This window comes from Saccharopolyspora thermophila, from assembly GCF_014646075.1.
Classification (GTDB): Bacteria; Actinomycetota; Actinomycetes; order Mycobacteriales; family Pseudonocardiaceae; genus Saccharopolyspora; species Saccharopolyspora thermophila.
The window spans coordinates 82,758-104,558 of the sequence record NZ_BMMT01000003.1 but is presented as its reverse complement, the minus strand read 5'-3'; the positions used below and the strand labels follow the sequence as shown (position 1 = coordinate 104,558).

Annotated in this window: 20 protein-coding genes; 14 read left to right on the top strand and 6 right to left on the bottom strand. The window is 71.9% G+C overall.

The genetic code is table 11. The features are described from left to right. Positions 1 to 2 precede the first annotated feature (2 nt). From IEY17_RS06610 to IEY17_RS06600, 3 genes are all read right to left on the bottom strand, one after another. On the bottom strand, positions 3 to 1,724 hold the full coding sequence (locus tag IEY17_RS06610; protein WP_188986398.1) for a phospho-sugar mutase: 1,722 nt from the start codon (positions 1,722 to 1,724) through the stop codon (positions 3 to 5). Beyond that, positions 1,721 to 2,524 (bottom strand): purine-nucleoside phosphorylase, encoded by an 804-nt coding sequence (locus tag IEY17_RS06605; RefSeq protein ID WP_188986397.1) that lies wholly within the window; start codon positions 2,522 to 2,524, stop codon positions 1,721 to 1,723. The genes IEY17_RS06610 and IEY17_RS06605 overlap by 4 nt, the downstream gene beginning before the upstream one ends. Positions 2,525 to 2,589: 65 nt before the next feature. After that, a complete protein-coding gene (locus IEY17_RS06600) occupies positions 2,590 to 4,269 on the bottom strand; it encodes a serine/threonine-protein kinase (protein WP_229679895.1) in 1,680 nt (559 codons plus the stop codon). A gap of 408 nt (positions 4,270 to 4,677) precedes the next feature. Here IEY17_RS06600 and mbhE point away from each other — a divergent pair, with 408 nt between their 5' ends. From mbhE to IEY17_RS06545, 11 genes are all read left to right on the top strand, one after another. Next, the gene (gene mbhE, locus IEY17_RS06595; protein WP_229679894.1) at positions 4,678 to 7,053 is read left to right on the top strand and encodes a hydrogen gas-evolving membrane-bound hydrogenase subunit E; all 2,376 of its coding nucleotides are present in this window, start codon (positions 4,678 to 4,680) and stop codon (positions 7,051 to 7,053) included. Further along, positions 7,050 to 7,595: an MnhB domain-containing protein gene (locus tag IEY17_RS06590; protein WP_188986394.1), complete on the top strand. Its 546-nt coding sequence runs from the start codon at positions 7,050 to 7,052 to the stop codon at positions 7,593 to 7,595. Before mbhE ends, IEY17_RS06590 begins: the two co-directional genes overlap by 4 nt. Further along, entirely contained in the window at positions 7,592 to 8,008 is a 417-nt protein-coding gene (locus IEY17_RS06585; RefSeq protein ID WP_188986393.1) for a Na(+)/H(+) antiporter subunit C, read from the top strand. Before IEY17_RS06590 ends, IEY17_RS06585 begins: the two co-directional genes overlap by 4 nt. After that, a complete protein-coding gene (locus IEY17_RS06580; protein WP_188986392.1) occupies positions 8,005 to 9,531 on the top strand; it encodes a Na+/H+ antiporter subunit D in 1,527 nt (508 codons plus the stop codon). Before IEY17_RS06585 ends, IEY17_RS06580 begins: the two co-directional genes overlap by 4 nt. Continuing rightward, positions 9,531 to 10,082 (top strand): Na+/H+ antiporter subunit E, encoded by a 552-nt coding sequence (locus IEY17_RS06575; RefSeq protein ID WP_188986391.1) that lies wholly within the window; start codon positions 9,531 to 9,533, stop codon positions 10,080 to 10,082. The genes IEY17_RS06580 and IEY17_RS06575 overlap by 1 nt, the downstream gene beginning before the upstream one ends. 1 nt (position 10,083) lies before the next feature. Beyond that, positions 10,084 to 10,350 carry an MrpF/PhaF family protein gene (locus tag IEY17_RS06570; RefSeq protein ID WP_188986390.1) on the top strand — a complete coding sequence of 89 codons (267 nt, stop codon included), beginning with the start codon at positions 10,084 to 10,086 and terminating at the stop codon, positions 10,348 to 10,350. After that, positions 10,347 to 10,694 (top strand): monovalent cation/H(+) antiporter subunit G, encoded by a 348-nt coding sequence (gene mnhG / locus IEY17_RS06565; RefSeq protein WP_188986389.1) that lies wholly within the window; start codon positions 10,347 to 10,349, stop codon positions 10,692 to 10,694. The genes IEY17_RS06570 and mnhG overlap by 4 nt, the downstream gene beginning before the upstream one ends. A gap of 135 nt (positions 10,695 to 10,829) precedes the next feature. Continuing rightward, positions 10,830 to 11,102, top strand: a complete 273-nt coding sequence (locus tag IEY17_RS06560) for a hypothetical protein (protein ID WP_188986388.1) — start codon at positions 10,830 to 10,832, stop codon at positions 11,100 to 11,102. Positions 11,103 to 11,558: 456 nt separating this feature from the next. Next, positions 11,559 to 12,875, top strand: a complete 1,317-nt coding sequence (locus tag IEY17_RS06555; RefSeq protein WP_188986387.1) for a M20 family metallopeptidase — start codon at positions 11,559 to 11,561, stop codon at positions 12,873 to 12,875. After that, positions 12,872 to 14,263, top strand: a complete 1,392-nt coding sequence (locus IEY17_RS06550; RefSeq protein ID WP_373289848.1) for an amidohydrolase — start codon at positions 12,872 to 12,874, stop codon at positions 14,261 to 14,263. The genes IEY17_RS06555 and IEY17_RS06550 overlap by 4 nt, the downstream gene beginning before the upstream one ends. Before the next feature lie 140 nt (positions 14,264 to 14,403). Next, on the top strand, positions 14,404 to 15,051 hold the full coding sequence (locus IEY17_RS06545) for a hypothetical protein (RefSeq protein ID WP_229679931.1): 648 nt from the start codon (positions 14,404 to 14,406) through the stop codon (positions 15,049 to 15,051). Positions 15,052 to 15,056: 5 nt separating this feature from the next. Here IEY17_RS06545 and IEY17_RS06540 read toward each other — a convergent pair whose 3' ends face one another. Further along, positions 15,057 to 16,532 (bottom strand): FGGY-family carbohydrate kinase, encoded by a 1,476-nt coding sequence (locus IEY17_RS06540; RefSeq protein ID WP_188986386.1) that lies wholly within the window; start codon positions 16,530 to 16,532, stop codon positions 15,057 to 15,059. Between the two features lie 158 nt (positions 16,533 to 16,690). Here IEY17_RS06540 and IEY17_RS06535 point away from each other — a divergent pair, with 158 nt between their 5' ends. After that, a complete protein-coding gene (locus tag IEY17_RS06535) occupies positions 16,691 to 17,389 on the top strand; it encodes an HAD family hydrolase (RefSeq protein WP_188986385.1) in 699 nt (232 codons plus the stop codon). After that, complete coding sequence (locus tag IEY17_RS06530) at positions 17,389 to 18,822, top strand: FGGY-family carbohydrate kinase (RefSeq protein WP_188986384.1); 1,434 nt, start codon at positions 17,389 to 17,391, stop codon at positions 18,820 to 18,822. Before IEY17_RS06535 ends, IEY17_RS06530 begins: the two co-directional genes overlap by 1 nt. A gap of 5 nt (positions 18,823 to 18,827) precedes the next feature. Here the strand turns inward: IEY17_RS06530 and IEY17_RS06525 are convergent, their stop codons facing one another. Together IEY17_RS06525 and IEY17_RS06520 are read right to left on the bottom strand one after the other, a co-directional pair. Then, positions 18,828 to 19,613 carry a DeoR/GlpR family DNA-binding transcription regulator gene (locus IEY17_RS06525; RefSeq protein ID WP_188986383.1) on the bottom strand — a complete coding sequence of 262 codons (786 nt, stop codon included), beginning with the start codon at positions 19,611 to 19,613 and terminating at the stop codon, positions 18,828 to 18,830. Positions 19,614 to 19,680: 67 nt separating this feature from the next. Next, positions 19,681 to 20,133: a gamma-glutamylcyclotransferase family protein gene (locus IEY17_RS06520; RefSeq protein WP_188986382.1), complete on the bottom strand. Its 453-nt coding sequence runs from the start codon at positions 20,131 to 20,133 to the stop codon at positions 19,681 to 19,683. A 257-nt stretch (positions 20,134 to 20,390) separates the two neighbouring features. Between IEY17_RS06520 and IEY17_RS06515 the strand changes: the two genes are divergently transcribed. Beyond that, complete coding sequence (locus tag IEY17_RS06515; RefSeq protein ID WP_188986381.1) at positions 20,391 to 21,794, top strand: NAD(P)H-quinone dehydrogenase; 1,404 nt, start codon at positions 20,391 to 20,393, stop codon at positions 21,792 to 21,794. Positions 21,795 to 21,801 lie beyond the last annotated feature (7 nt).

Sequence of the window (21,801 nt, the reverse complement as noted above, 5' to 3'; positions counted from 1 at the left end):
CGTCAGCCCTCCCGCACGAGTTCGGACACCGACTCCGTCAGCTCGGCCAACCGGTCCGCGGCGCGCTGCTTGGCCGCGGCCAGCGAAAGCCCGCCGACGGGCTCGACGACCTGCAGGTAGCACTTGAGCTTCGGCTCGGTGCCGGACGGGCGGATCACCACGCGCAGCCCGCCGGGCCCGGTGATCAGCAGCCCGTCGGTGTCCGGCAGCAGATCGCGGGTGTCCACTGTGGTCCCACCGAGCCGGGTGGGTGGCTGTGCGCGCAGCCGCTGCATGGTCCGCGGGATCACGCTCAGGTCGGTGACGCGGACCGACACCTGGCCGGTCTGGTGCACCCCGTACCTGGTGGACAGTTCGTCCAGCAGTTCCGGCAGGCCGCGCCCGGCGGCCTTGGCGGTGGCCGCGAGGTCGCAGGCCAGCACCGCCGCCGAGATGCCGTCTTTGTCGCGCACGTGGTCCGGGTCGACGCAGTGCCCGAGCGCCTCCTCGTAGGCGTAAACGAGACCGGTGCCCGCGCCGTCCCCGGCCCGCACCAGCCACTTGAACCCGGTCAGCGTCTCGGCGTAGCGGACGCCGAAGTCGGCCGCGATCGAGCGCAACATCGTCGCCGAGACGATGGTCGTGGCCACCAGCGGATCCGGTGTCGCCGCCCGGTCCAGCGTGGCCAGGACGTGCTGGGCGAGCAGCACGCCGGTCTCGTCGCCGCGCAGCGTCCGCCAGGTCCCGTCCTCGCACACGCCCAGTGCGCACCGGTCGGCGTCCGGGTCGAGCGCGATCGCCAGGTCGGCGTCCACCTCGGCGGCCAGTTCCAGCAGCGCATCGGTCGCGCCGGGCTCTTCCGGGTTCGGGAAGCGCACGGTGGGGAAGTCGGGATCCGGCTTCGCTTGCGACGCGACGAGATGGACGTCGTCGAACCCCGCGCGGTGCAGCGCGTCGAGCAGCGGCCGCGCGCCGACGCCGTGCAGCGCCGTGGCGGCGACGCGCAGGCCCCGGGCCGTGCCGCGCGGCAACGTCGCCACCCGCGCCAGGTAATCGTCCAAAGCGGACTCATGGATCGTCCACTTTTCCTCGCGCGGCACCGATTTCGCCGCCGGGGCCGCCGCGATCGCGGCCTCGATCTCGGTGTCGGTGGGTGTCACCAACTGGATCCCGCCGCGCAGGTAGAGCTTGTATCCGTTGTCCTGCGGCGGGTTGTGTGAGGCGGTGATCTGGATTCCGGCAACCGCCCGCAGCGCGCGGGTGGCGTGCGCGACGACCGGGGTGGGCAGCGGCTCGGGCAGCAACCGCACGTCGAACCCGGCCGCCGCCAGGACCGCCGCGGCGTCGGTGGCGAAGTCCTCCGAGCCGTGGCGGCCGTCGCGGCCGACCACCACGATCCCGCCGCCGAAACCCCGCTCGGCCAGCCACGACGCCACCCCGGCGGTGGTGCGCACGACGACCGCCCGGTTCATCCCGTTCGCGCCCGCGCGCACCGGCGCGCGCAGCCCGGCGGTGCCGAACCGCGGCATCCCCGACATCCGGTCCGCCAGCTCGTCGAACGCGTCGATGTCGACCAGGCGCCGCAACTCGGCCTTCGACCGCGGGTCGATGTCGTCGTCGATCCAGCGCTGCGCCGCGTCCCGCAGCGCGGCGGACTCGACGTCGCGCCCAGCGGAAGCGACCGCACGGCCGCGAGCGCCCTGGAGATCGGGACGTCGAGTTCCGCGGCCCGAAGTGCTGCTCATGCAACCTCCACCAGCGAGCGCAGCAGCTTGCCCATGCGGCTGGCCGACGCGCGGCCCGCCTCCAGTACCTCCTCGTGGTTCAGCGGCTGCCCGCTCAACCCGGCGGCCAGGTTGGTCACCAGCGACAGCCCGAACACCTCGGCGCCCGCGGCGCGCGCGGCGATGGCCTCCAGCACCGTCGACATGCCCACCAGGTCCACCCCGAAGGTGCGCAGCATCCGGATCTCGGCCGGGGTCTCGAAGTGCGGGCCCGGCAGCCCGGCGTACACGCCCTCCTGTAGCGACGGGTCGATCTCCCGGGCCAGTTTCCGAAGCCGCGGCGAGTACAGGTCGGTGAGATCGACGAACGTCGCGCCGACCAGCGGCGAGCGCGCCGTCAGGTTGATGTGGTCGCTGATCAGCACCGGCTGCCCGACCGCCATGCCCTCGCGCAACCCGCCCGCGGCGTTGGTCAGCACCACGGTCCGGCACCCGGCGGCGACGGCGGTGCGCACCCCGTGCACGACCGGCTCGATGCCCTTGCCCTCGTACAGGTGCGTCCGCCCGAGCATGACCAGCACCCGTTTGCCGGCGACCGGCACGGACCAGACCTTGCCGCTGTGCCCCACCGCGCCGGGTTCGGCGAACCCGGGCAGGTCGGACATGCTCAGTTCGGTCTCGGGGCTACCGATCTCCTCGGCCGCCGGTTGCCACCCGGAGCCCAGCACCACGGCCAGGTCGTGGCGCGCGGCGCCGGTGATCTCGGCCAGCCGGGCGGCGGCGTTCTCGGCAGCGGGGTCGGAAAACGTCGTAGGCGTCACGGCCGCGCAGCTTAGTCCGGGGCAGGCATGGTCGCGCTCCTCGCTGCGACAACCCGCCACCCGGGTCAGCGTCCGGTCCGGAAGGTCGGCAGAACCCGGTCGAGCAGTAATTCGGCGATCGACGCCTGGTCCTCCGGCACCGTCACCCGCACCACCCACAGGTCGTCGCCGCGGCGGAGTACCTCCGCCGCCGTGCTGCGCTGCTGCAGCAGAGCACGCGACTGCAGCAGCGCCTTGGCTGCCGCCGAGTACCTCAACCGTTGCTCGGTCCCGTCCAGGGTGGCGGAGTACAGCTGGAAGTCGGCGTCGGACCCCTCCACGGAGGCGCGCAACCGATTCACGTAGTCCGACGTGGTCCGCCCGGAGCGGAAGTAACCCCCGTAGCGCTGGACCGCGATCTCCGTTGCCCCGTCCGGCGACACGAACGACACCACCAGGCTGGTGGCGATGTCGGTGCGCTCGCTGTGGAACACCCGCCATCCGCTGTTGGCGGGGGCGTCGATGCTGAACCTGCCGCCGGCGGCCCCGGTGTGCTCGGCGACGTCCTCGTGCCGGACCCACCACAACTGCGCCACCGGATCGGGCTCCTCGGTCGCCGCCGGTGTCTGGTGCGGCGGCAGCACGGAGCGCCCGGCGAGCAACCGCGTCCCGGCGAAGCCACCGGCCAGCGCGGCCGCGAACAGCACGGCGGCGGCGGTCCCGAGCGCGAGCACCGCGAACGGCGAGCGGCGTCTCGGCGGCGGATCCTTCAGCGCGAACGGCGGCAGACCGGGGTCGCGGGCCAGCGGCGCCGAGGCCGCCACCGACGCGGGCTGCCGGAACGACGGCTCGGCCACCCGCTGCCGGACCCGCACCGTCGGCGCGTCCGGGTCGAGCAGCATCGAGAACGGGCGCGCCCCCGGCTCCGGCAGCAGGTGCTGCAGCTTGCGTCGCACCTCCGTCAGCGACATGCGCTGCGCCGGGTCCTTGACCATCAGGCCGGCGATGACCTCGCCGACGGGCCCGGGGCGAGTCGTCGTCGGCACCGGGCCCCGCACCACCTCGGTGACCGTGGCCAGCGGGTCGTCGCCGACGTCGTAGGGCGGGCGGCCCTCGGCCGCGGCGAACAGCGTCGCGCCCAGCCCCCACCGGTCCGCCGCGTCGGTGACCGCCTCGCCCGCCGCGACCTCCGGGGCGATGAACGCCGGGGTGCCCAGCAGGATGCCGGTGCGGGTGATGGTGTGCTCGGCGATGTTGCGGGAGATCCCGAAGTCGCTGACCTTGATCCGGCCGTCGTCGCCGATCAGCACGTTGCCGGGTTTGACGTCGCGGTGCACGATCCCGGCTCGGTGCGCGGCCTCCAATCCGGCCGCCACGCCGTCGGCTATCACCGCGAGCTGCTGGTCGTCGAGCGCGCTGTGCTCGGCGAGGATCGCCGCCAGGCTCTGCGAGGGCACCAGCTCCATGACCACGAACGGTTCCCCGTCCTCGCGCGCCACGTCGTAGAGCGTCACGACGTTGGGGTGCGAGAGGACGGCGATGGCGCGGGCCTCGCGCAGCGCGCGTTCCCGTAGTTCGGCCGCCTCCTCCGCGGGCATCCCCGGCGGCAACCTGACCTCCTTGACGGCCACCGGTCGCCGCAGCAGTTCGTCCACACCGGACCACACGGTGCCCATCGCGCCGCCGCCGAGCTCGCGCTCCAGGCGGTACCGGTCACCGATCAGCCGGCCGGCGCCGGCAAGGGTCTCGTTGTTCTCCGCGGACACGCACACATTCTCCACAGCGGATCAGTCGCCCGAGGCCGAACGCGGCAGGATCGTTGCCCACCTGCGATGCGGCCAAGCCCGATCACGGCGTTACCAAAAGTGAACAATCCCACCCCGTGCCGTCCCGTCCGCGCCCCGACGAAGTGACCAAGGTCTTTTCGTCGCAACGAAAATTGGCCGCCGAGCGGCCAGGATGCCGATCTCGGCGCCAGTGGCCGGGACTGGTGCGTTTCGGATAACTTGGACGGCGATCGGACCTCGCTGGCCCGAGTCTTCCTCATGCCGATCCGTGCAGCGGTCGCCCGCAGGAACGCGGATCGTCGCGGTGCGCCCGTGTCGGTGGTGACGAACAATCCCGGTGGTCGGGAGTCGGCGGGTCCCCGGTGACGACCAATCGGCGTCAAGGAGGTGCCCTTGCTCGCGTTCGTCCTCCTGCACCTGCTGGTGGCCCTGGGGCTGCCGTTCCTGGCCCGGCGCAGCACCCGCGCCGCCTTCCTGACCGCGGCGGTGCCGCCCGCGGCGGCGCTGGTGTGGGTGTTGGCGCAGGCCGGGCCGGTGCTGTCCGGGCAGGTGCGCAGCGAGACGGTCGCGTGGGCGCCGCTGATCGGCCTCGAGTTCAGCTTCCGGCTCGATCCGCTGGGGCTGCTGATGACGATCCTCGTGGCCGGGATCGGCGCCCTGGTGCTGGTCTACTCCGACGCCTACTTCAGCCGCGGCGGCGGCGACGCCCGGCGCTGCGCACCGCTGCTGCTGGCCTTCGCCGGGGCGATGCTCGGGCTGGTCCTCGCCGACGATCTGATCACCGTCTACGTCTTCTGGGAACTGACCACGGTGTGCTCGTTTTTGCTGGTCGGGCAGGCCGGGATCAGCCGCGAGTCGCGGCGCTCCGCGCTGCAGGCGCTGATGGTCACCAGCCTGGGCGGGCTGGTGATGCTGCTCGGCTTCGTGGTGCTCGGCGAGTCCGCGGGCACCTACCGGATCTCGGAGCTGGTCGCGCACCCGCCGAGCGGCGCCCCGATGGCGGTGTCCGCGGTGCTGATCCTGGTCGGCGCGTTCACCAAGTCCGCGCAGATCCCGTTCCACAACTGGTTGCCCGCGGCCATGGTCGCGCCGACGCCGATCAGCGCCTACCTGCACGCCGCGTCGATGGTCAAGGCCGGTGTGTTCCTGGTGGCGCGGTTGGGCCCGGTGTTCTCCGGGGTGCCGCAGTGGTGGCTGCCCGCCGTGGTGTTCGGCCTGGTCACGATGCTGCTGGGCGGCTGGCGGGCGCTGCACGAGCACGATCTGAAGAAGCTGCTGGCCTACGGCACGGTCAGCCAGCTCGGGTTCCTGATGGTGCTCTTCGGCGCGGGCACCTACACAGCCGCGTTGGCGGGTGCCGCGATGCTGCTCGCGCACGGCCTGTTCAAGGCGACGTTGTTCCTGGTGGTGGGTATCGTCGACCACCAGGCGCACACCCGCGACATCCGCGAGCTGTCCGGGTTGGGCCACCGGATGCCGGCGCTCGCGGTGATCGCGACGCTGGGCGCGGCCTCGATGGCGGGTCTGCCGCCGTTGCTGGGCTTCCTCGGCAAGGAGGCCGCCTTCACCGGCTTCCTGCGGGGCGGCCCCACCGAACTGCTGGTGGACGTGGTGCTGGTGGTCGGTTCGATGCTGACCGTCGCCTACAGCCTCCGGACGCTGTGGGGCGCGTTCGCCGACAAGCCCGGACAGGCCCCGACCGAGGCCGAGCCGCCGAGTGCCGAGGCGCTGGTGCCGACCGCGCTCCCGGCTGTCGCGGGCGTGGTCCTGGGCATCGGCTACCCGCTCGCCGACGAGCTGGCCGGCGGGTACGCGGCGGCGTTCGTCCCCGGTGACGACCCGTACCACCTGGCGCTCTGGCACGGCTGGACGCTGCCGCTGCTGATGTCGGCCGCGGCGTTGGTCGGCGGTGTCGTGCTGCACCTCGGCCGGGTGCGCGTCACGGGGCTGCGCAACCGGCTGCCGCGGCTGCCCGACGCGCAGCGCGGTTACGAGCGGATCATGGCGCTGCTGGAGCGGGTCGCGGTCGGCGTCACCGGTCGCCTGCAGGTCGGTTCGCTGCCCACCTACCTGGGCATCATCCTGCTGACTGTGCTGGCCATCCCAGGGGCGGCTTTGGTGGTCCGGGCCAGCGTGCCGGAGGACCTGCGCGTCTACGACACCGCGCTGCAGATCCCGCTGGCGATCGTGGTGGTCGTGGCCGCCATCGCGGTGCTGCGCGCCCAGCGCCGGCTCACCGCGGTGCTGCTGGTGGGCGTGGTCGGCTACGGCATCGGCGGGTTGTTCATCGTGGACGGCGGCCCCGACCTGGCCCTGGCGCAGTTCCTGGTCGAGACGCTGACGCTGGTGGCGTTCGTGTTCGTGCTGCGTCGCCTGCCGGCACGGTTCACCCAGACCGACACGGCCCGGGCGCTGCGCGTGCCGAAGGCGATCATCGCCGGGGCCGCGGGCGTGTTCATCGCGCTGGCCTCGGTGATCTTCAGCGCGGCCCGGCAGGCGCCTCCGGAGGCCAGCGCCGAGTTCATCGCCAACGCCGAGCACGGCGCGGGCGCGACCAACGTGGTCAACGCGATCATCGTCGATTTCCGCGCGTTCGACACCGTCGGCGAGATCGCGGTGCTGGCCGTCGCCGCCACCGGCGTGGCCAGCCTGATCCTCGCGTCCCGGCACGAACGGCGGAAACGCAGCACCCGCACGACACCAGTGCGGGTCAGGACACCAATCCCGTCCGGCCAGCGGCAGAAGGAGGAGGTGCGCGAATGACCTCGCCGACCCCGAAGCGGGAGTCCTGGACGACCTGGGACATCCCCACCGAGCGCTGGCTGCTGTCCGGGTTCTGCCGCGACGGCAGGCAGCGCACCGTGCTGCTGGAACTGGCCGCCCGGATCGTGTTCCCCACCGTGCTCGTGCTGTCGATCTACCTGCTGTTCGCCGGGCATGACCGGGCGGGCGGCGGGTTCAGCGGCGGCCTCGTCGCCGGGCAGGCGTTCGTGCTGCGCTACCTCGCCGGCGGCCGGATGGACGACAGCGCGATCGTGTCAATGCGCCCACCGGTGCTGATCGGCCTGGGCCTGACCATCGCCACCGCGTCGGCGTTCCTGCCGCTGGCCTTCGGCGGCCAGCTCCTGGAGACCGCGATCTACAAGGTCTCCGTGCCGGTGCTCGGCGAGCTCAAGGTCGTCACCAGCCTGCTGCTGGACAGCGGTGTCTACCTGCTGATCGTCGGCGTGGTCCTCGATCTGCTGCGCACCCTCGGCTCGGGCATCGAGGCCGACGCCGAGGCCGCGGCCAGGGGGCAGCGATGACGATCAACCTGACGATGGCGCTGGTGCTGGCCGTGCTCTACGCGGTCGGCTTCTACCTGCTGATGCAGCGCTCGCTGATGCGCATCCTGCTGGGCATCGTGATCCTCGGGCACGGCTCCAACCTGCTGCTGCAGACCGCCGGCGGGCCGCCCGCCCGGGCCCCGATGCTCACCTCGGCGCGACCGGAGGAGATGGCCGACCCGCTGCCGCAGGCCATGGCGCTCACCGCGATCGTGATCACCTTCGCGCTCACCACGTTCCTGCTGGCGCTGGCGTACCGGTCGTGGACGCTGCTGGGCCACGACGAGGTCCGCGACGACGTGGAGGACCGGCGTATCCAACGGCTCGAGCGCCGCCTGGCCGAGTCGGAGGAGGACGCCGCGGAGGAACTGGAGAAGGAGGCGACACAGTGACGGTTCTGGTGGCCCTGCCCGTGCTGCTGCCGCTGGCCGCCGCGGGACTGTCACTGGCGCTTGGCCGGTTCGCCGACCTGCAGCGCGTCCTCGGCCTGGTGGTGCTCGGCGCGATCATCGCCGACGCCGCCGTGCTGCTCCACGTCGCCGACCGCGACGGTCCGCTGGTGCTGCAGATGGGCGCCTGGCCCGCGCCGTTCGGCATCACGCTGGTCGCCGACCGGCTGTCGGCGCTGCTGCTGGTGGTGTCGTCGGTGGTGACGTTCGCGGTGCTGATCTACTCGATCGGCCAGCGCATCACCGACTACGGGCGCCAGCGCTCCAGCACCACGTTCCACCCCATGTACCTGATGCTGTGCGCCGGGGTGTCGCTGGCCTATCTCACGGGCGACCTGTTCAACCTGTTCGTCGCCTTCGAGATCATGCTGAGCTCGTCGTACGTGCTCATCACGCGGCGCACCACGGCCACCCGGGTGCGCGCCGGCATGACCTACACGATCGTCAGCCTGGCCTCGTCGCTGCTGTTCATCACCATGATCGCGCTGGTGTACGCCTCGGCGGGCACGGTGAACCTGGCCGACCTGGGGCAGAAGGTGCACCAGCTGCCGGACGGCCTGCAGGTCGCGCTCGGACTGCTCGTGGTGATCGTGTTCGGGGTCAAGGCGGCGATGGTGCCGCTGCACTTCTGGTTGCCGGACAGCTACCCGACCGCGCCCGCGCCGGTGACCGCGGTGTTCGCCGGGCTGCTCACCAAGGTCGGCATCTACGCGCTGATCCGCACCCAGACGCTGGTGTTCAGCCACCAGGAGAGCTGGAACCTGATGCTGGGCATCGCGCTGATCACCATGATCGTCGGCGCCCTCGGCGCGCTGGCCCAGAACGACCTCAACAGGTTGCTGTCGTTCCTGCTGGTCAGCCACATCGGCTACATGCTGTTCGGGCTCGGCGTCTATGACGTGGTCGGACTGACCGGGGTGATCCTCTACGTGGTGCACCACATCACCGTGCAGGCCACGTTGTTCCTGGTCAGCGGGTTGATCACGCGCCACACCGGGACGGTGGCGCTGACCCGGATGGGCGGGCTGGCCAAGGCCGCGCCGCTGATCGCGGTGCTGTTCGCGCTGCCCGCGCTGAGCCTGGCCGGGGTGCCGCCGTTCTCGGGTTTCGTCGCCAAGCTGGCGCTGCTGCAGGCCGGTGTCGGCGCGGGCACCTGGACCGCGTACGCGGTGACCGGCGGCGCGGTGCTGACCAGCCTGCTGACCCTGTACGCGATGGCGCGGGTGTGGACGCGGGCGTTCTGGGGCCAGGTCAAGGCGCCGGAGGCGGATCCGGATCCGACCGACGAACTGGTCGTCGGCACCGCGAGCTCGTCGCGCCCGATGGTCATCGCGACCGGGGTGCTGGTGGCGGCGAGCGTGGTGATCGCGATGGTCGCGGGTCCGCTGGCGAACGTCAGCGGGCGCGCGGCGGCGGACCTGGTGCACGGCGAGACCTACCGCAGCGCGGTGCTGGGAGGTGGCTGATGTCCGAGCGGCTGATCAGCAGGCGACGGCGGGTGCTGCAGCGGCTGCCGCTGGTGGCCTGGCTGACCCTGGTGTGGGTGATGCTGTGGGGCACGTTCGACGTGGGCACCTTCGTCTTCGGGCTGGTGGTCGCGCTGCTGGTAGTGACCGTGTTTCCGCTCCCGGCGATCAACACCCGGCTCGTGGTGCGGCCGCTGCCGCTGCTGCAGCTGGTCGGCTACCTGGCGTGGGACCTGGTGGTCTCCACGTTCCGGGTGTCCTGGCAGGCGGTGCGGTACGGGCCGCGCGCCAGAGCCGGGATCGTCGCGGTGCGCCTGCGGACCGACTCCGACCACCTGACCGCGATGGTGGCCAACGCGGTGTCGCTGGCCCCGGGCGAGTTCGTGCTGCAGATCGACCGGGCCAACCGGATCTGCTACGTCTACGCGCTCGGCATGCGGGCCGAGGACGCCGAAGCGGTGCGCCGGGGCGTGCTTGAGCTGGAGGCGCGCATCGTGCGGGCGGTCGGCTCGGCGGACGAGGTGGCGCTGGTGCGCGGGCGGGAGGTGTGAGGTGTTCTGGGTTTTCGCGGTGACCTTCGGCCTGCTGTGCGCGGCCGGGCTGCTGGTGCTGGTGCGGCTGCTGCGCGGGCGCACCACGCTGGACCGGATCGTGTCGGTGGACGTGTTCGTGACGCTGATCATCGCGGCCACCTGCGTGGGGATGGCCTGGCAGCAGGACGGGTCGAACATCGCGCTGCTGGCCGCGTTCGCCCTGCTGGCCTTCATCGGCTCGGTCAGCGTCGCGCGGCTGGTGGAGAAGAAGGAGCCGTACCGGTGAGCTGGTTGGACGTGTTCTCCGCGGTGTGCCTGATCAGCGGTGCGTTGTCGTGCCTGCTCGGCGCCGTCGGGCTGCTGAGCTTCCCGGACGTGACGGCGCGGCTGCAGGCGGCCACCAAGCCGCAGACCCTGGGGCTGCTGCTGATCCTGGTCGGCACGGCGGTCCAGCTGGACTTCGTCTACGCCTCGGGGCTGATCCTCGTGGGCCTGTTCCAGATGCTCACCGCGCCGGTCATGGCGCAGCTGGTGGGCCGCGCGGCGTACCGGGCGGACAGCAACCGCCGCGACACGCTGGTGGTCGACGAGCTCGGCGACCGCATCGAGCGGGAGCGTCGGGTCCGCTGACGCGGCACTGCGCCGATCCGGCACAAAACGCCCGCGGTGGGTCACTCCCCGGGCTGAATATGATCAAATGGACCAGTACGGGTGACCCGCGGAAGTGTCGTGAATCGACGCGGCTCAGAAGGGTGTGGAGCCATCATGTGGCGGACTGGCCGCGTGCTCGCTGGCCTCGCGATCGCGTTGTTCCTGCTGTTGGCCCCGTCGGCCACCGCCGCTGCGGCGTGGGCGGACCAGGCGGCCCCGGTGGTGGCGCAGCAGCCGACCCCGAACCCGCCGCCGCAGGATGAGGACTCCCTCACCGAGCGCCAGCGCATGGCGATCGGCACCACCGGCGTGGTGCTGATCGGGCTGGTCCTGGTGTCCCGCAAGATCCGCAAGTTGCCGGTCTTCTTCGTGAAGCGGAAGAAGTAGCGGAAGAACCGGCAGCCCGGTCGGTTCTTTGCGAAAATATTTCGGTGGGAATTCTCGCCATGGACTAGACCTGGCGGCGAACCTGTGGGATTTTCACAACTGACGGCGTGCGCGGACTGCCCGCGACCGGTACGAGCCCGGCCCGCGACGCAGTAGCCGACGCCGCTGCGACCGGGGCAGCAGCCCCCCACGAACGTGGGTCGGCACCGGGAAGCCCCCCGACCGGTGCCGGCCCACACCCTTTCCGTTCCGTAGCTCTCCCGGGCCGCGTTGGGCCGTGCGTGATTGAGCTTTCAATTGTTCCGCGGAACCCGTTGCCGCGGGCAACGGCTGGACTCGAATTCTTCGGTCGCGCTGAATCCGCGCCACCCGTTCGGCGCAGTACCGCTACCGGTTGTCTCCCCGCCGTGCGGCATCAGCAGCACCACCGGCCCCGACGATGCAATATGGGCGCAAATGCGCACCGCCCCGACCTCGAACCGTGAAGACCCCTCCGCCGACCTGCGTGCCCGCTGCCGCGAATCCGTGCAGCGCCACGAACCGGAACTGGTCGCGCTGTCCCGCAGCATTCACGCCGAGCCGGAGCTCTCCTTCGCCGAGCACCGCAGCGCCGCCAAGGTCGCCGACCTGCTCGACGCGCACGGTTTCGCGGTGCGCGCGCCGGTCGCGGACCTCGACACCGCGCTGGTCGCCGAGTCCGGCAGCGGGGAACTCGTGGTCGGGATCTGCGCGGAGTACGACGCCCTGCCCGAGGTCGGGCACGCCTGCGGGCACAACATCATCGCCGCGGCCGGGGTCGGCGCGGCGCTCGCCCTGGCTGACGTCGCCGACGACCTGGGGATCACGGTCCGGCTGATCGGCACCCCGGCCGAGGAGACCGGCGGCGGCAAGGTCCTGATGCTGCAACGCGGCGTCTTCGACGGCGTGGCCATGGCGATGCTGGTGCACCCCGGGCCAGAGGAGATCTGCCGACCGACGTCGCTGGCCATCACCGACCTGGAGGTCCGCTACACCGGGCGCGCGGCGCACGCGGCATCGGCCCCCGAACTGGGCCGCAACGCGGCCGACGCGCTGACCGTCGCGCAGGTCTCGATCGGGTTGCTTCGCCAGCACCTCGAACCGCAACAGATGGTGCACGGTATCGTGACCAATGGTGGCGCGGCACCGAACATCGTTCCCGCGTACACCGCGGCGGTCTACAACCTGCGTGCGGCCGAGGCTGCCTCCCTGCAACGCCTGGAGAACCGGATCCGGGCCTGTTTCGAGGCGGGCGCCACGGCGACCGGGTGTGAGCACGAAGTCGTGCAGATCTCCCCGGTCTACGCGGAGCTGAGTCCCGACGAATGGCTGTCGGAGGCGTACCGCCGCGCGATCACCGAGCTCGGGCGCGAACCGCTCGACCGAGGCGAAGAGCAGAGCCGGGTCATCGGCAGCACCGACATGGGCAACGTGACCCAGCACCTGCCCGCGATCCATCCGATGATCGCGATTGACTGCGGCGACGCGGTCAACCACCAGGCGGAGTTCGCCGCCGCATGCGCGACCCCGGCCGCGGATCGCGCGGTAATCGACGGGGCGTTGGCGATGGCCTGGACCGCGGTGGCCGCCGCGTTGGACGGGGCGCAACGCGACCGCCTGCTGGCGGGGGCGCGCGGGCGCAGTACGTCGGAAGAGTGTGCACGTTCTGGAGGCTGCATGAGCGACACTCGTTCTTCTGCTCATGGCGGCCGGCCGGATGCGGGTGTCCCGCGAGATGCTGGAGGCGTGGCGTGACCGTGGTGGATTCTCGTGGCTCGGAGCCGGGCCGACCCTCGAACAGCGGTTCGGCGGTCGAGGAAGCGGACTGGGACGCGGCGGAGCGGTCCGCCGTGGCGCAGGGGACGCTCGTGGCGCCGGGTGTGGACGGGCCGAGTGGGCCGATTGGCAGCACCATGTCCAGCGTGGGGTCCGGTGTGGAATCTTCCGTGGCAGACCTCGGCGCCGGCCGCGGACCGTCCTGGCTGGACGCCTGGCTGAAGGCCCACGGGCAGCAGATCGTCGCCTGGCGGCGGCACATCCACGCCCACCCCGAACTGTCCCGGGCCGAGCACGAGACCACGGCCTTCCTCGCCGAGCGGCTGTCCCGGGCCGGGCTGCGGCCCCGCATCCTGCCGGTGGGCACCGGTCTGATCTGCGACATCGGCACCGCCCGCCCGGGGCAGCGGACCGTGGCGCTGCGGGCCGACATCGACGCCCTGCCGCTGAGCGAGAACACCGGACTGCCATTCTCCTCCACAGTGGACGGCGTTGCGCACGCCTGCGGGCACGACGCGCACACCGCGGTCGCCCTGGGCGCGGCGCTGGCGCTGGCCGCGGCGCCGGAGCTGCCCGGCCGGGTGCGGATGGTCTTCCAGCCCGCCGAGGAGGTCATGCCCGGCGGCGCGCTGGACGTGCTGGCCTCCGGCGCCCTCGACGACGTGGACCGCATCTTCGGGCTGCACTGCGACCCGCGCCTGTCGGTCGGCAAGATCGGCACCCGGGTCGGTCCCATCACGTCCGCGAGCGACCTGCTGGAACTGCGGCTGACCTCGCCGGGCGGACACACGTCCCGTCCGCACCTGACCGCGGATCTCGTGCACGCGTTGGGGTCGGTCATCACCGGCCTGCCGACGCTGCTGTCGCGCCGCGTCGACCCGCGCACCGGAACCGTGCTGACCTGGGGTGCCGTGCATGCGGGCGAGGCGCCGAACGCCATCCCGCAGGACGGTGTACTGAGCGGGACGCTGCGCACCAGCGACCGCGACACCTGGGCGAAGCTGGAGCCGCTGGTGCACGAACTGGTGCACAGCCTGCTGTCGCCGCTGGGTGTGGGCTTCGACCTGCAGCACCGCCGCGGCGTGCCGCCGGTGGTCAACGACGAGGAGAGCACGGCGCTGTTCCAGGCCGGTATCGCCGCCGCGGTCGGCGAGGACGCGGTGACGAGCACCCCGCAGTCCTCCGGTGGCGAGGACTTCGGCTGGTACCTGGAGCACGTGCCGGGGTCCTTCGCGCGGCTGGGCGTGCACTCCGGGGTCGGCCGAGTCAAGGACCTGCACCAGCCGACGTTCGCGCTGGACGAGCGTTCCCTGTTCGTGGGTGTCCGGGCGATGGTGCACACCGCCCTGCTCAGCCTGCAGCACTGACCACCAGCTGAAACGGGCGCCTTCGGCCAGGCGGTCGAAGGCGCCCTTGCACGCCGATGTGAGCTCGGCGGTTTCCACCCGATCAGGGTGTATCCGGCGGCAGCTGCATCTATGGGAGGGGTCGCCGCCTCTTTGAGGGCATGACTGCGAACATCAGCTGCCCGCGAACCGGTCCGGCCGCCCCCGGAACCCTCCCCGCCCGGCACGGTGCCATTCTGCGCCGTGAAGCCGAAGAGCTGCTCGGCTGCGCCGAGATCGCCGCCGGCCTCGCCGAAGGACTGTGGGTGGAACCGTGGCACGGGGTGCTCGTCCCGGAGACGCGCCAGCACGACCCGCTGACCCGGGCCGCGGCGGCGTTGCTGCGCGGCGGACCGTACTCGCTGCTGTCCGGCCCGACGGCCGCAGCCATGCACGGGTGCGGTGCCGCGGCCGGTGACGTGCTGCACGTGACCGTGCCCTACGACCGTGAGCTCCGCTCCGCGCCGGACCTCATCGTCCACCAGGCGTGGGTTCGGGAGAGCGACGTCGTCGAACTCGACGGGCTCCGCGTCCAGGCGCTGGACGTGGCGATAGCCGAACTCCTGTGCACGGGGCCGCAGCGGTTGGCCCTGGCCTGTCTGGAGCAGGCGTTGGCACAGCTCGACGACACCAGCGAGCACTTCCGGGCGCGGGTCGCGGAGCGGCTGGCCCGGCGCCGGGACCGCAGGGGCACCCGGCAGGCCGCCGCCCTGCTGGAGCTGGCCTGGTCCCGGCCACCCGACGAACTCGTGGCCGGGGGTGCGCGATGAGCCGATCAGCCCGCCGTCCGGAACCACTCGTTGGCCTGGGCACTCTCCCGAATCCGCAGGAAGCGCGCGTACGCGTCGTCGTAGTACGTGCGGTGGGCGTCGACGGGCCGCAGCGGCTCCGACGTCCCGACCAGGTCCCGGGCCACCTCGGTGATGCAGCGCTGTTCCAGCAGTGCGTGCGCGGTCACCGCCGCACCGCGCGCCCCCGCCTGCTCGTCGGTGGTGCGCACCACCGGCAGCCCGGTGACGTCCGCGATCACCTGGCGCCACAGCGGGTTCGCCGAACCGCCGCCGGTGACCCGCAGCTCGGTGGGGTGCGCGATGCTGGCCCGCAGACAGTCCCGGATCACCAGGGCCAGCCCTTCCAGGCAGGCCCGGGCGATCTCGGCCGGGCCGTGCTCCAGGCTCAGGCCGTGCAGGACCCCGCGGGCGGCCGGGTCGTAGAAGGGCGCCCGTTCCCCGCCGGGCGACAGGTACGGGAGCAGGAGCAGCCCCTTGCTGCCCGGCTCGGCGTGCTCGGCGAGTTCGGTGAGGTTTTCCGGGTTGGGCAGGCCGAGCATCCGGCAGGCCCACTCCACCACCTCGGTGCCCGCCAGGGTGGGGCTGGCGAGCATCCACCTGCCGGGCATCGGGGTGCGCAGCGACATTCCCACCGGTTCGCGGTCCAGCCGGGGATCGTCGCTGATCACCTCGGTGCAGAGGGTGGTGCCGAGGATGGTGCAGACCTGGCCTGGTTCAGTGACTCCGGCGCCGATCGCCGTGGAGACCACGTCGTAGGAGCCCAGCACCACGGGCGTGCCCGCGGCGACACCGAGCCGTTCGGCGGCCGAGGCGCGCAGGGGTGCGATCCGCTGCTGGCCGTCGACGGCGTCGGGCAGCAGCCGCTCCGCCCACCCCAGGCCGAGTTCGGCGAGCACGGCTGGGGAGTAGTCGCCGGTGCGGGCGTCGAGGAACGGGTTCGACGCTTCGGAGACGTCCCACGCCAGGCGTCCGGTGAGACAGTGGAACAGCCACCCGCCGCAGGTCAGCACCTTCGCGGCGGTGGCGACCCGGTCCCGGTCGTGGGCGTTGAGCCAGGTGAGCTGGGCGTGCGGCAGGCCGGCGAAGCCGACCGAGCCGTTGATCTTGAACAGCTCGCCGAGCAGCCCGGAGTCAGCCCAGTTCCGCGCGATGTCGGAGGCGCGCGCGTCGTTCCACAGCAGCGCTGGCCCGGTCGGGCGGCCGGTGTTGTCGACCAGCCAGCACCCGTCGCCCTGGGCGGTGATCGCCAGCGCGGCGACCTCGGAGCCCAGCGCGGCGACGAGTTCGCCCACGGTGTCGGCGACGGCCGCCCACACCTCGTCCATGTCCTGCTCGGCCCAGCCGGGCCGTGGGTGCTCGACCTTGGTCGGGCGGCGGGCCACCGCCAGCTCGGTGCCGTCCTCGGCGTAGGCGACGCTCTTCACCACCGACGTGCCGGCGTCGATCCCGATGGTGATCACGGTCGATCCCTTCTGCTCCCGCCTGCCGGGTCGGACCGGTCGGCTCGACCCGTGAACATCACAGCATCAAGTGTTAAAGATTGCAAGATTAGTGTTATGTTTGCGCTGGAATGTGACACCCAGGTCCCGGTTGCGGACCACGACCGGAAGGACGCGACGTGCATTCCAACTCCGGAGCCGACCGGATCGACCTCGTGCTGCTCGACGTCGGTGGCCCCATCTACGACGACGCCACGTACCGGGACGCGCTGCTGCGCGCGGCCACCGAACTGGCCGCCGAAGACGGCCGCACCGTCGACGAAGCCGAGTTCCAGCGGGTCTACGACGAGCGCCGCCAGGCCCAGAGCGGGTCCCTGCGCACCGCGATCGCCGGGCGGTTCCTGACGCCCGAGGACCGGCAGCGGCTGTCGGACCGCGCGGAGCGCTACTGGGAGTACCCGCCCTCGGCGCTGTACACCGACGTCCTGCCGACCCTGCGGCAGCTCGCCGGGCGCTACAAGATCGCGATCGTGGCGAACCAGCGGGCGGTGGTGGTCGACGCACTGCGCCGCGACGGGGTCGCCGACCACATCGACATCTGGGCGGTCTCGGAGGTCGTGGGCGCCGAGAAGCCCGATCCACGGATCTTCCAGTACGCGCTCCGCGAAGCCGGGGTCGAGCCGAAGAACGCGGTGCACGTGGGCAACCGCCTCGACACCGACGTGCGCGGTGCGCACCGCGTCGGCCTGCGCACGGTGTGGGTGGTGCGCGGCGAGGCACCACCGGAACCGACTCCGGAGCAGTTGGCCGAACCGGACGTGGTGGTGTACTCCCTCGCTGAACTGCCCGCGGCGCTCGATCGGTTGCAGGGGGAGTGATGAGCGAACTGGTCGCGGGTGTGGACGTCGCGACCGCCAACGTGCGCGTGCAGGTCCACGACCCGTCCGGTGCGGTGGTGGCCGCGGCGTCCCGGCAACTGCCGCAGCCGGTGCGGTCCTCCGGAGGACGCTCCGAGCAGGACGCCGGCTCGTGGTGGCCTGCGGTGCGGGACAGCCTGGCCGAGTGCACCAGGGCGCTGGGCGGGCGTGCCGCCGACATTGCCGCGGTGGCGATCTCGGCGACTTCGGGGACCGTTGTCGTCGTCGATCGCGACGCCGACCCGCTCGCACCGGCCCTGATGTACGACGACCGCCGCGCCGAGGAGGCGGCCCGCGCCGCCGCGGAGGTCGGTGCGCAGCGCTGGAGGCGCACCGGGATCACGCCGTCGGCCGGATCGGGGTTGGCCCGGATCGGCTGGCTGGCCGGCCACCTGCCGGACGGCGCGGTGCGGATCTGCCACACCCCCGACCTGCTGGCCTGGAAGCTCGTCGGCCACCCGGTCGCCACCGACTCCAGCCACGCGCTGAAGAGCGGCTACGACCCGGTCGCGGGGGAGTGGGCGACCGAGGTGTTCGACGCCCTGAAGGTGCCCGCCGACCTCCTGCCCGAGGTGGTGCGGCCCACGACCGTGCTCGGCACCGTCGGCGCGCCGGCGGCGGAGCTGACCGGGCTGCCGGTCGGCTGCGAGGTTCGCGCGGGCATGACCGACGGTTGCGCTGGCCAACTGGCGTGCGGGGCCGTCGACGTCGGGCAGTTCGTCACGGTGCTCGGCACCACCCTGGTGCTGAAGGGCGTTTCCGCGGAACTCGTGCACGACCCGGCGGGCGCGGTCTACAGCCACCTGCACCCGGACGGCATGTGGCTGCCCGGCGGCGCGGCGAACATCGGTGGCTCCGCACTGTCCGATGTGGACCCGGCCGAGCTGCCGCAGCTGGACGAAGCGGCCACCGAGCGCGGTCCGGCCAGCGTGGTCAACTACCCGCTGCGCGGAGCCGGGGAGCGGTTCCCGTTCCTCGCTCCCGAGGCCACCAGTTTCGTGCTCGGCACGCCCCAGGACCGCGTCGACGAGTACCGATCCCGGCTCGAGGGCGTCGCGTTCTGCGAACGACTGGCCCTGCAGCGACTGGCCGAACTCGGCGCCCCGGTCGATGGCCCGGTGCGCACGGCCGGTGGCGGAGCGCGCAGTGTCGCCTGGTCCCGGATCAGGGCATCGGTGCTGGACCGGCCGGTGCTGCGGGTTCACCGAGCGGGTACGGCGTTGGGCGCGGCCCTGCTCGCGGCGAGCGGTTCCGTCCACCCGGACCTGAGCACGGCTGCCGCGGCGATGGTTCCCGAGGGCGAGCTCGTCGAGCCGGTTCGTGCGGAGGTCGCCGCGCTCGACGCCAGCTACCAGCGGTTCGTCGGCGAACTGCGCAACCGTGGCTGGATCTGACGGGATCAACCGGCGACTTCGAGCGTGACCCCGGCGGCCAGCAGCTCCTCGCGCAGCGCCTCCGGGGTTCCACCGTCCACCACCACGAGGTCGAACTCGGTCAGCGGTGCCAGCTCGTGCACCGCGCGCCGGTCGAACTTCGAGTGGTCCAGCAGCAGCACCCGCTTCCCGGCGGTCTCCATCAGCGCCCGCTTGACCTGGATCGTCTCCTGCGAGCGGTGTAGGCAGTGGCCGCCGACGACCGCGGTGGTGGACATGAACAGCACGTCGGAGCGCAGCGTGCGGGCCATGGCCGCGGTGTGCAGGCCCAGGAAGGCGTCGTAGGACGGCTGGTAGTCGCCGCCGAGCCCGATCAGGTGCAGCCCGGGCTCGCCGCTGAGCAGGTTGATCACCGACAAAAAGTTGGTCACCACGGTCAGCGGCGCCAGCGGCGCCAACCGCTCCGCCACGGCCAGGGCGCTGGTGCTGTCGTCGAGGGCCACCACCTGGCCCGGGGAGACCAGCCGCACCGCGTGCTCGGCGATCCGCGCCTTCTCCTCGGCGGCATCGGCGATCCGGGCGCGCACCGAGGTCTCCAGCAGCGCGGTGGGCGTGGAGGTGGCGCCGCCGCGGACCTTGCGCAACCAGCCCTGCTGCTCCAGCACGTCCAGGTCACGGTGGATCGTCATGCCGCTGACGCCGTGTTTGGTGGCGAGCGCCTCGATGCGGACGAATCCGCTGGCCAGCACCTCCTGGCGGATCTGCTCGCGCCGGTCCTGCTGGCTGACCGGCGTGCCGCCCGAGTCGGCCACGAACACCCCCTACGCCTGTGCGATCGGAGTGATTATCACACGACAGGCGTGAAGTGTGGCCTCGATGTCACGGGCCGACGTTGTGACAGGGGCGGGTCCGCAGCTTCTCCACGTAGTCCGCTGGGGCCCCGGCGGCCTCGGCCGCATCGGCCATCACGCCGAGGTAGCGCGCCGACGGCAGCCCGCCCTCGTACGCGTCCAGCACGTACAGCCAGGCCAGCACGGGCCCGTCGAGCGTCTGCACCCGCAGGCGCAGCTTCTTGTGCATGCCCAGCTCGGCGCCCTCCCAGTTGTCGAGCTGCCGCTCGTCCTCCGGGCTGACGTCGTAGAGCACGGTGAAAACCTGGGAGCCGGGCTGCGGGACGATCGTGGCGAGGGCGCCCTCCCAGCCGTAGTCCTCCCCGCCGAAGGTCAACCGCCAGTCCATCAGCCAGCCCGTTCCCGCCATCGGGGAGTGCGGGGCGCGCTTCATCATCTGGGCCGGATCCATGTTGGACCCGTACGCGGCGTACAGAGGCACGCCCAACAGGGTAGCGATCGACGGGCCGAGCGGCGGAACGGATCACATCACAAATCCGGGTACGACAGGTCTCCGTCGGCTTGCGGCGACCGGCCTCGTCGTGTGCGGGCAGCGTCCGCCGCAGCGGTCCGACGTGCCTACCCGTCCGTAGCGTGACTGTGGTCAACTCGGGTGACACCACCCGAAATGACCGACCTCACCGCGGCGTACCGTGAGCCTGGCGCCCACGAGGACTCGGATTCGAAGAGGAGCGCGAAGTGACCCGCATCGTGATCATGGGAGGCGGCCCGGCGGGCTACGAGGCGGCATTGGTCGCAGCCCAGAACGGGGCGGACGTCACGCTGGTCGAGCCGGAGGGCCTCGGTGGGGCCTGCGTGCTGTACGACTGCGTGCCGTCGAAGACCTTCATCGCCTCCGCGGGTGCGCGTTCGGCGTTCCGCGACGCCCGTGAGCTGGGCATCCGCGCCAAGACCGAGGACTCCGACGTCGACGTCGCGGTCGTGCACGGCCGCGTCAAGGGCCTGGCGCTGGCCCAGTCGGCCGACATCCGCTCCCGGGTCCGCCGGGAGGGCGTGAAGATCCTGCCCGGCCGGGCCCGCTTCACCAACCCCACCAAGGGCATGGCGGTGCACCACGTCGGCGTCGATCTGGCCGACGGCAGCTTCGAGGAGCTGACCGCGGACGTGGTCATGATCGCCACCGGTGCCACCCCGCGGATCCTCAAGGGGGCCGAACCCGATGGCGAGCGCATCCTGACCTGGCGCCAGCTCTACGACCTGCCCGAGCTGCCCGAGCACCTGGCGGTGATCGGCTCCGGTGTGACCGGTGTGGAGTTCGCCTCCGCCTACACCGAGATGGGCGTGAAGGTCACCATGATCTCCAGCCGCGACCGGGTGCTGCCACACGAGGACGCCGACGCCGCCGCGGTGCTGGAGGAGGTGTTCGCCGAGCGCGGCACCGAGGTCGTCAAGCACGCCCGGGCCGAGAAGGTCGAGCGCACCGACTCCGGCGTGCTGATCCACCTGGCCGACGGCCGCCAGGTGGAGGCGAGCCACGCGCTGATGACCGTCGGCTCGGTGCCGAACACCACCGACATCGGCCTGGAGCGGGTGGGCATCGAGACCGACCGCAACGGCTACATCCCGGTCGACCGGGTGTCGCGGACCAGCGTCCCGGGTGTCTACGCCGCGGGTGACTGCACCGGCGTGCTGCTGCTGGCGTCGGTCGCCGCGATGCAGGGGCGCATCGCCATGTGGCACGCGCTGGGCCAGAGCGTCACACCGATCAAACTCAAGACCGTCGCGGCCAACGTCTTCACCCACCCCGAGATCGCCACGGTCGGCATCAGCCAGCAGGCCATCGACAGCGGGGAGGTTCCCGCGCGCACCGTGATGATGCCGCTGGCCACCAACCCGAGGGCGAAGATGGAGGGCCTGCGGCGCGGTTTCCTCAAGGTGTTCTGCCGTCCGCAGACCGGTGTCGTGGTGGGTGGTGTGGTCGTGGCCCCCAACGCCAGCGAGCTGATCCTGCCCATCGCGCTCGCGGTCCAGAACCAGGTCACCGTGGAGAACCTGGCGAACACGTTCTCGGTGTACCCGTCGCTGTCCGGTTCGCTGACCGAGGCCGGCCGCCAGCTCATGCGCCACGACGACCTCGACTGAGGACTGC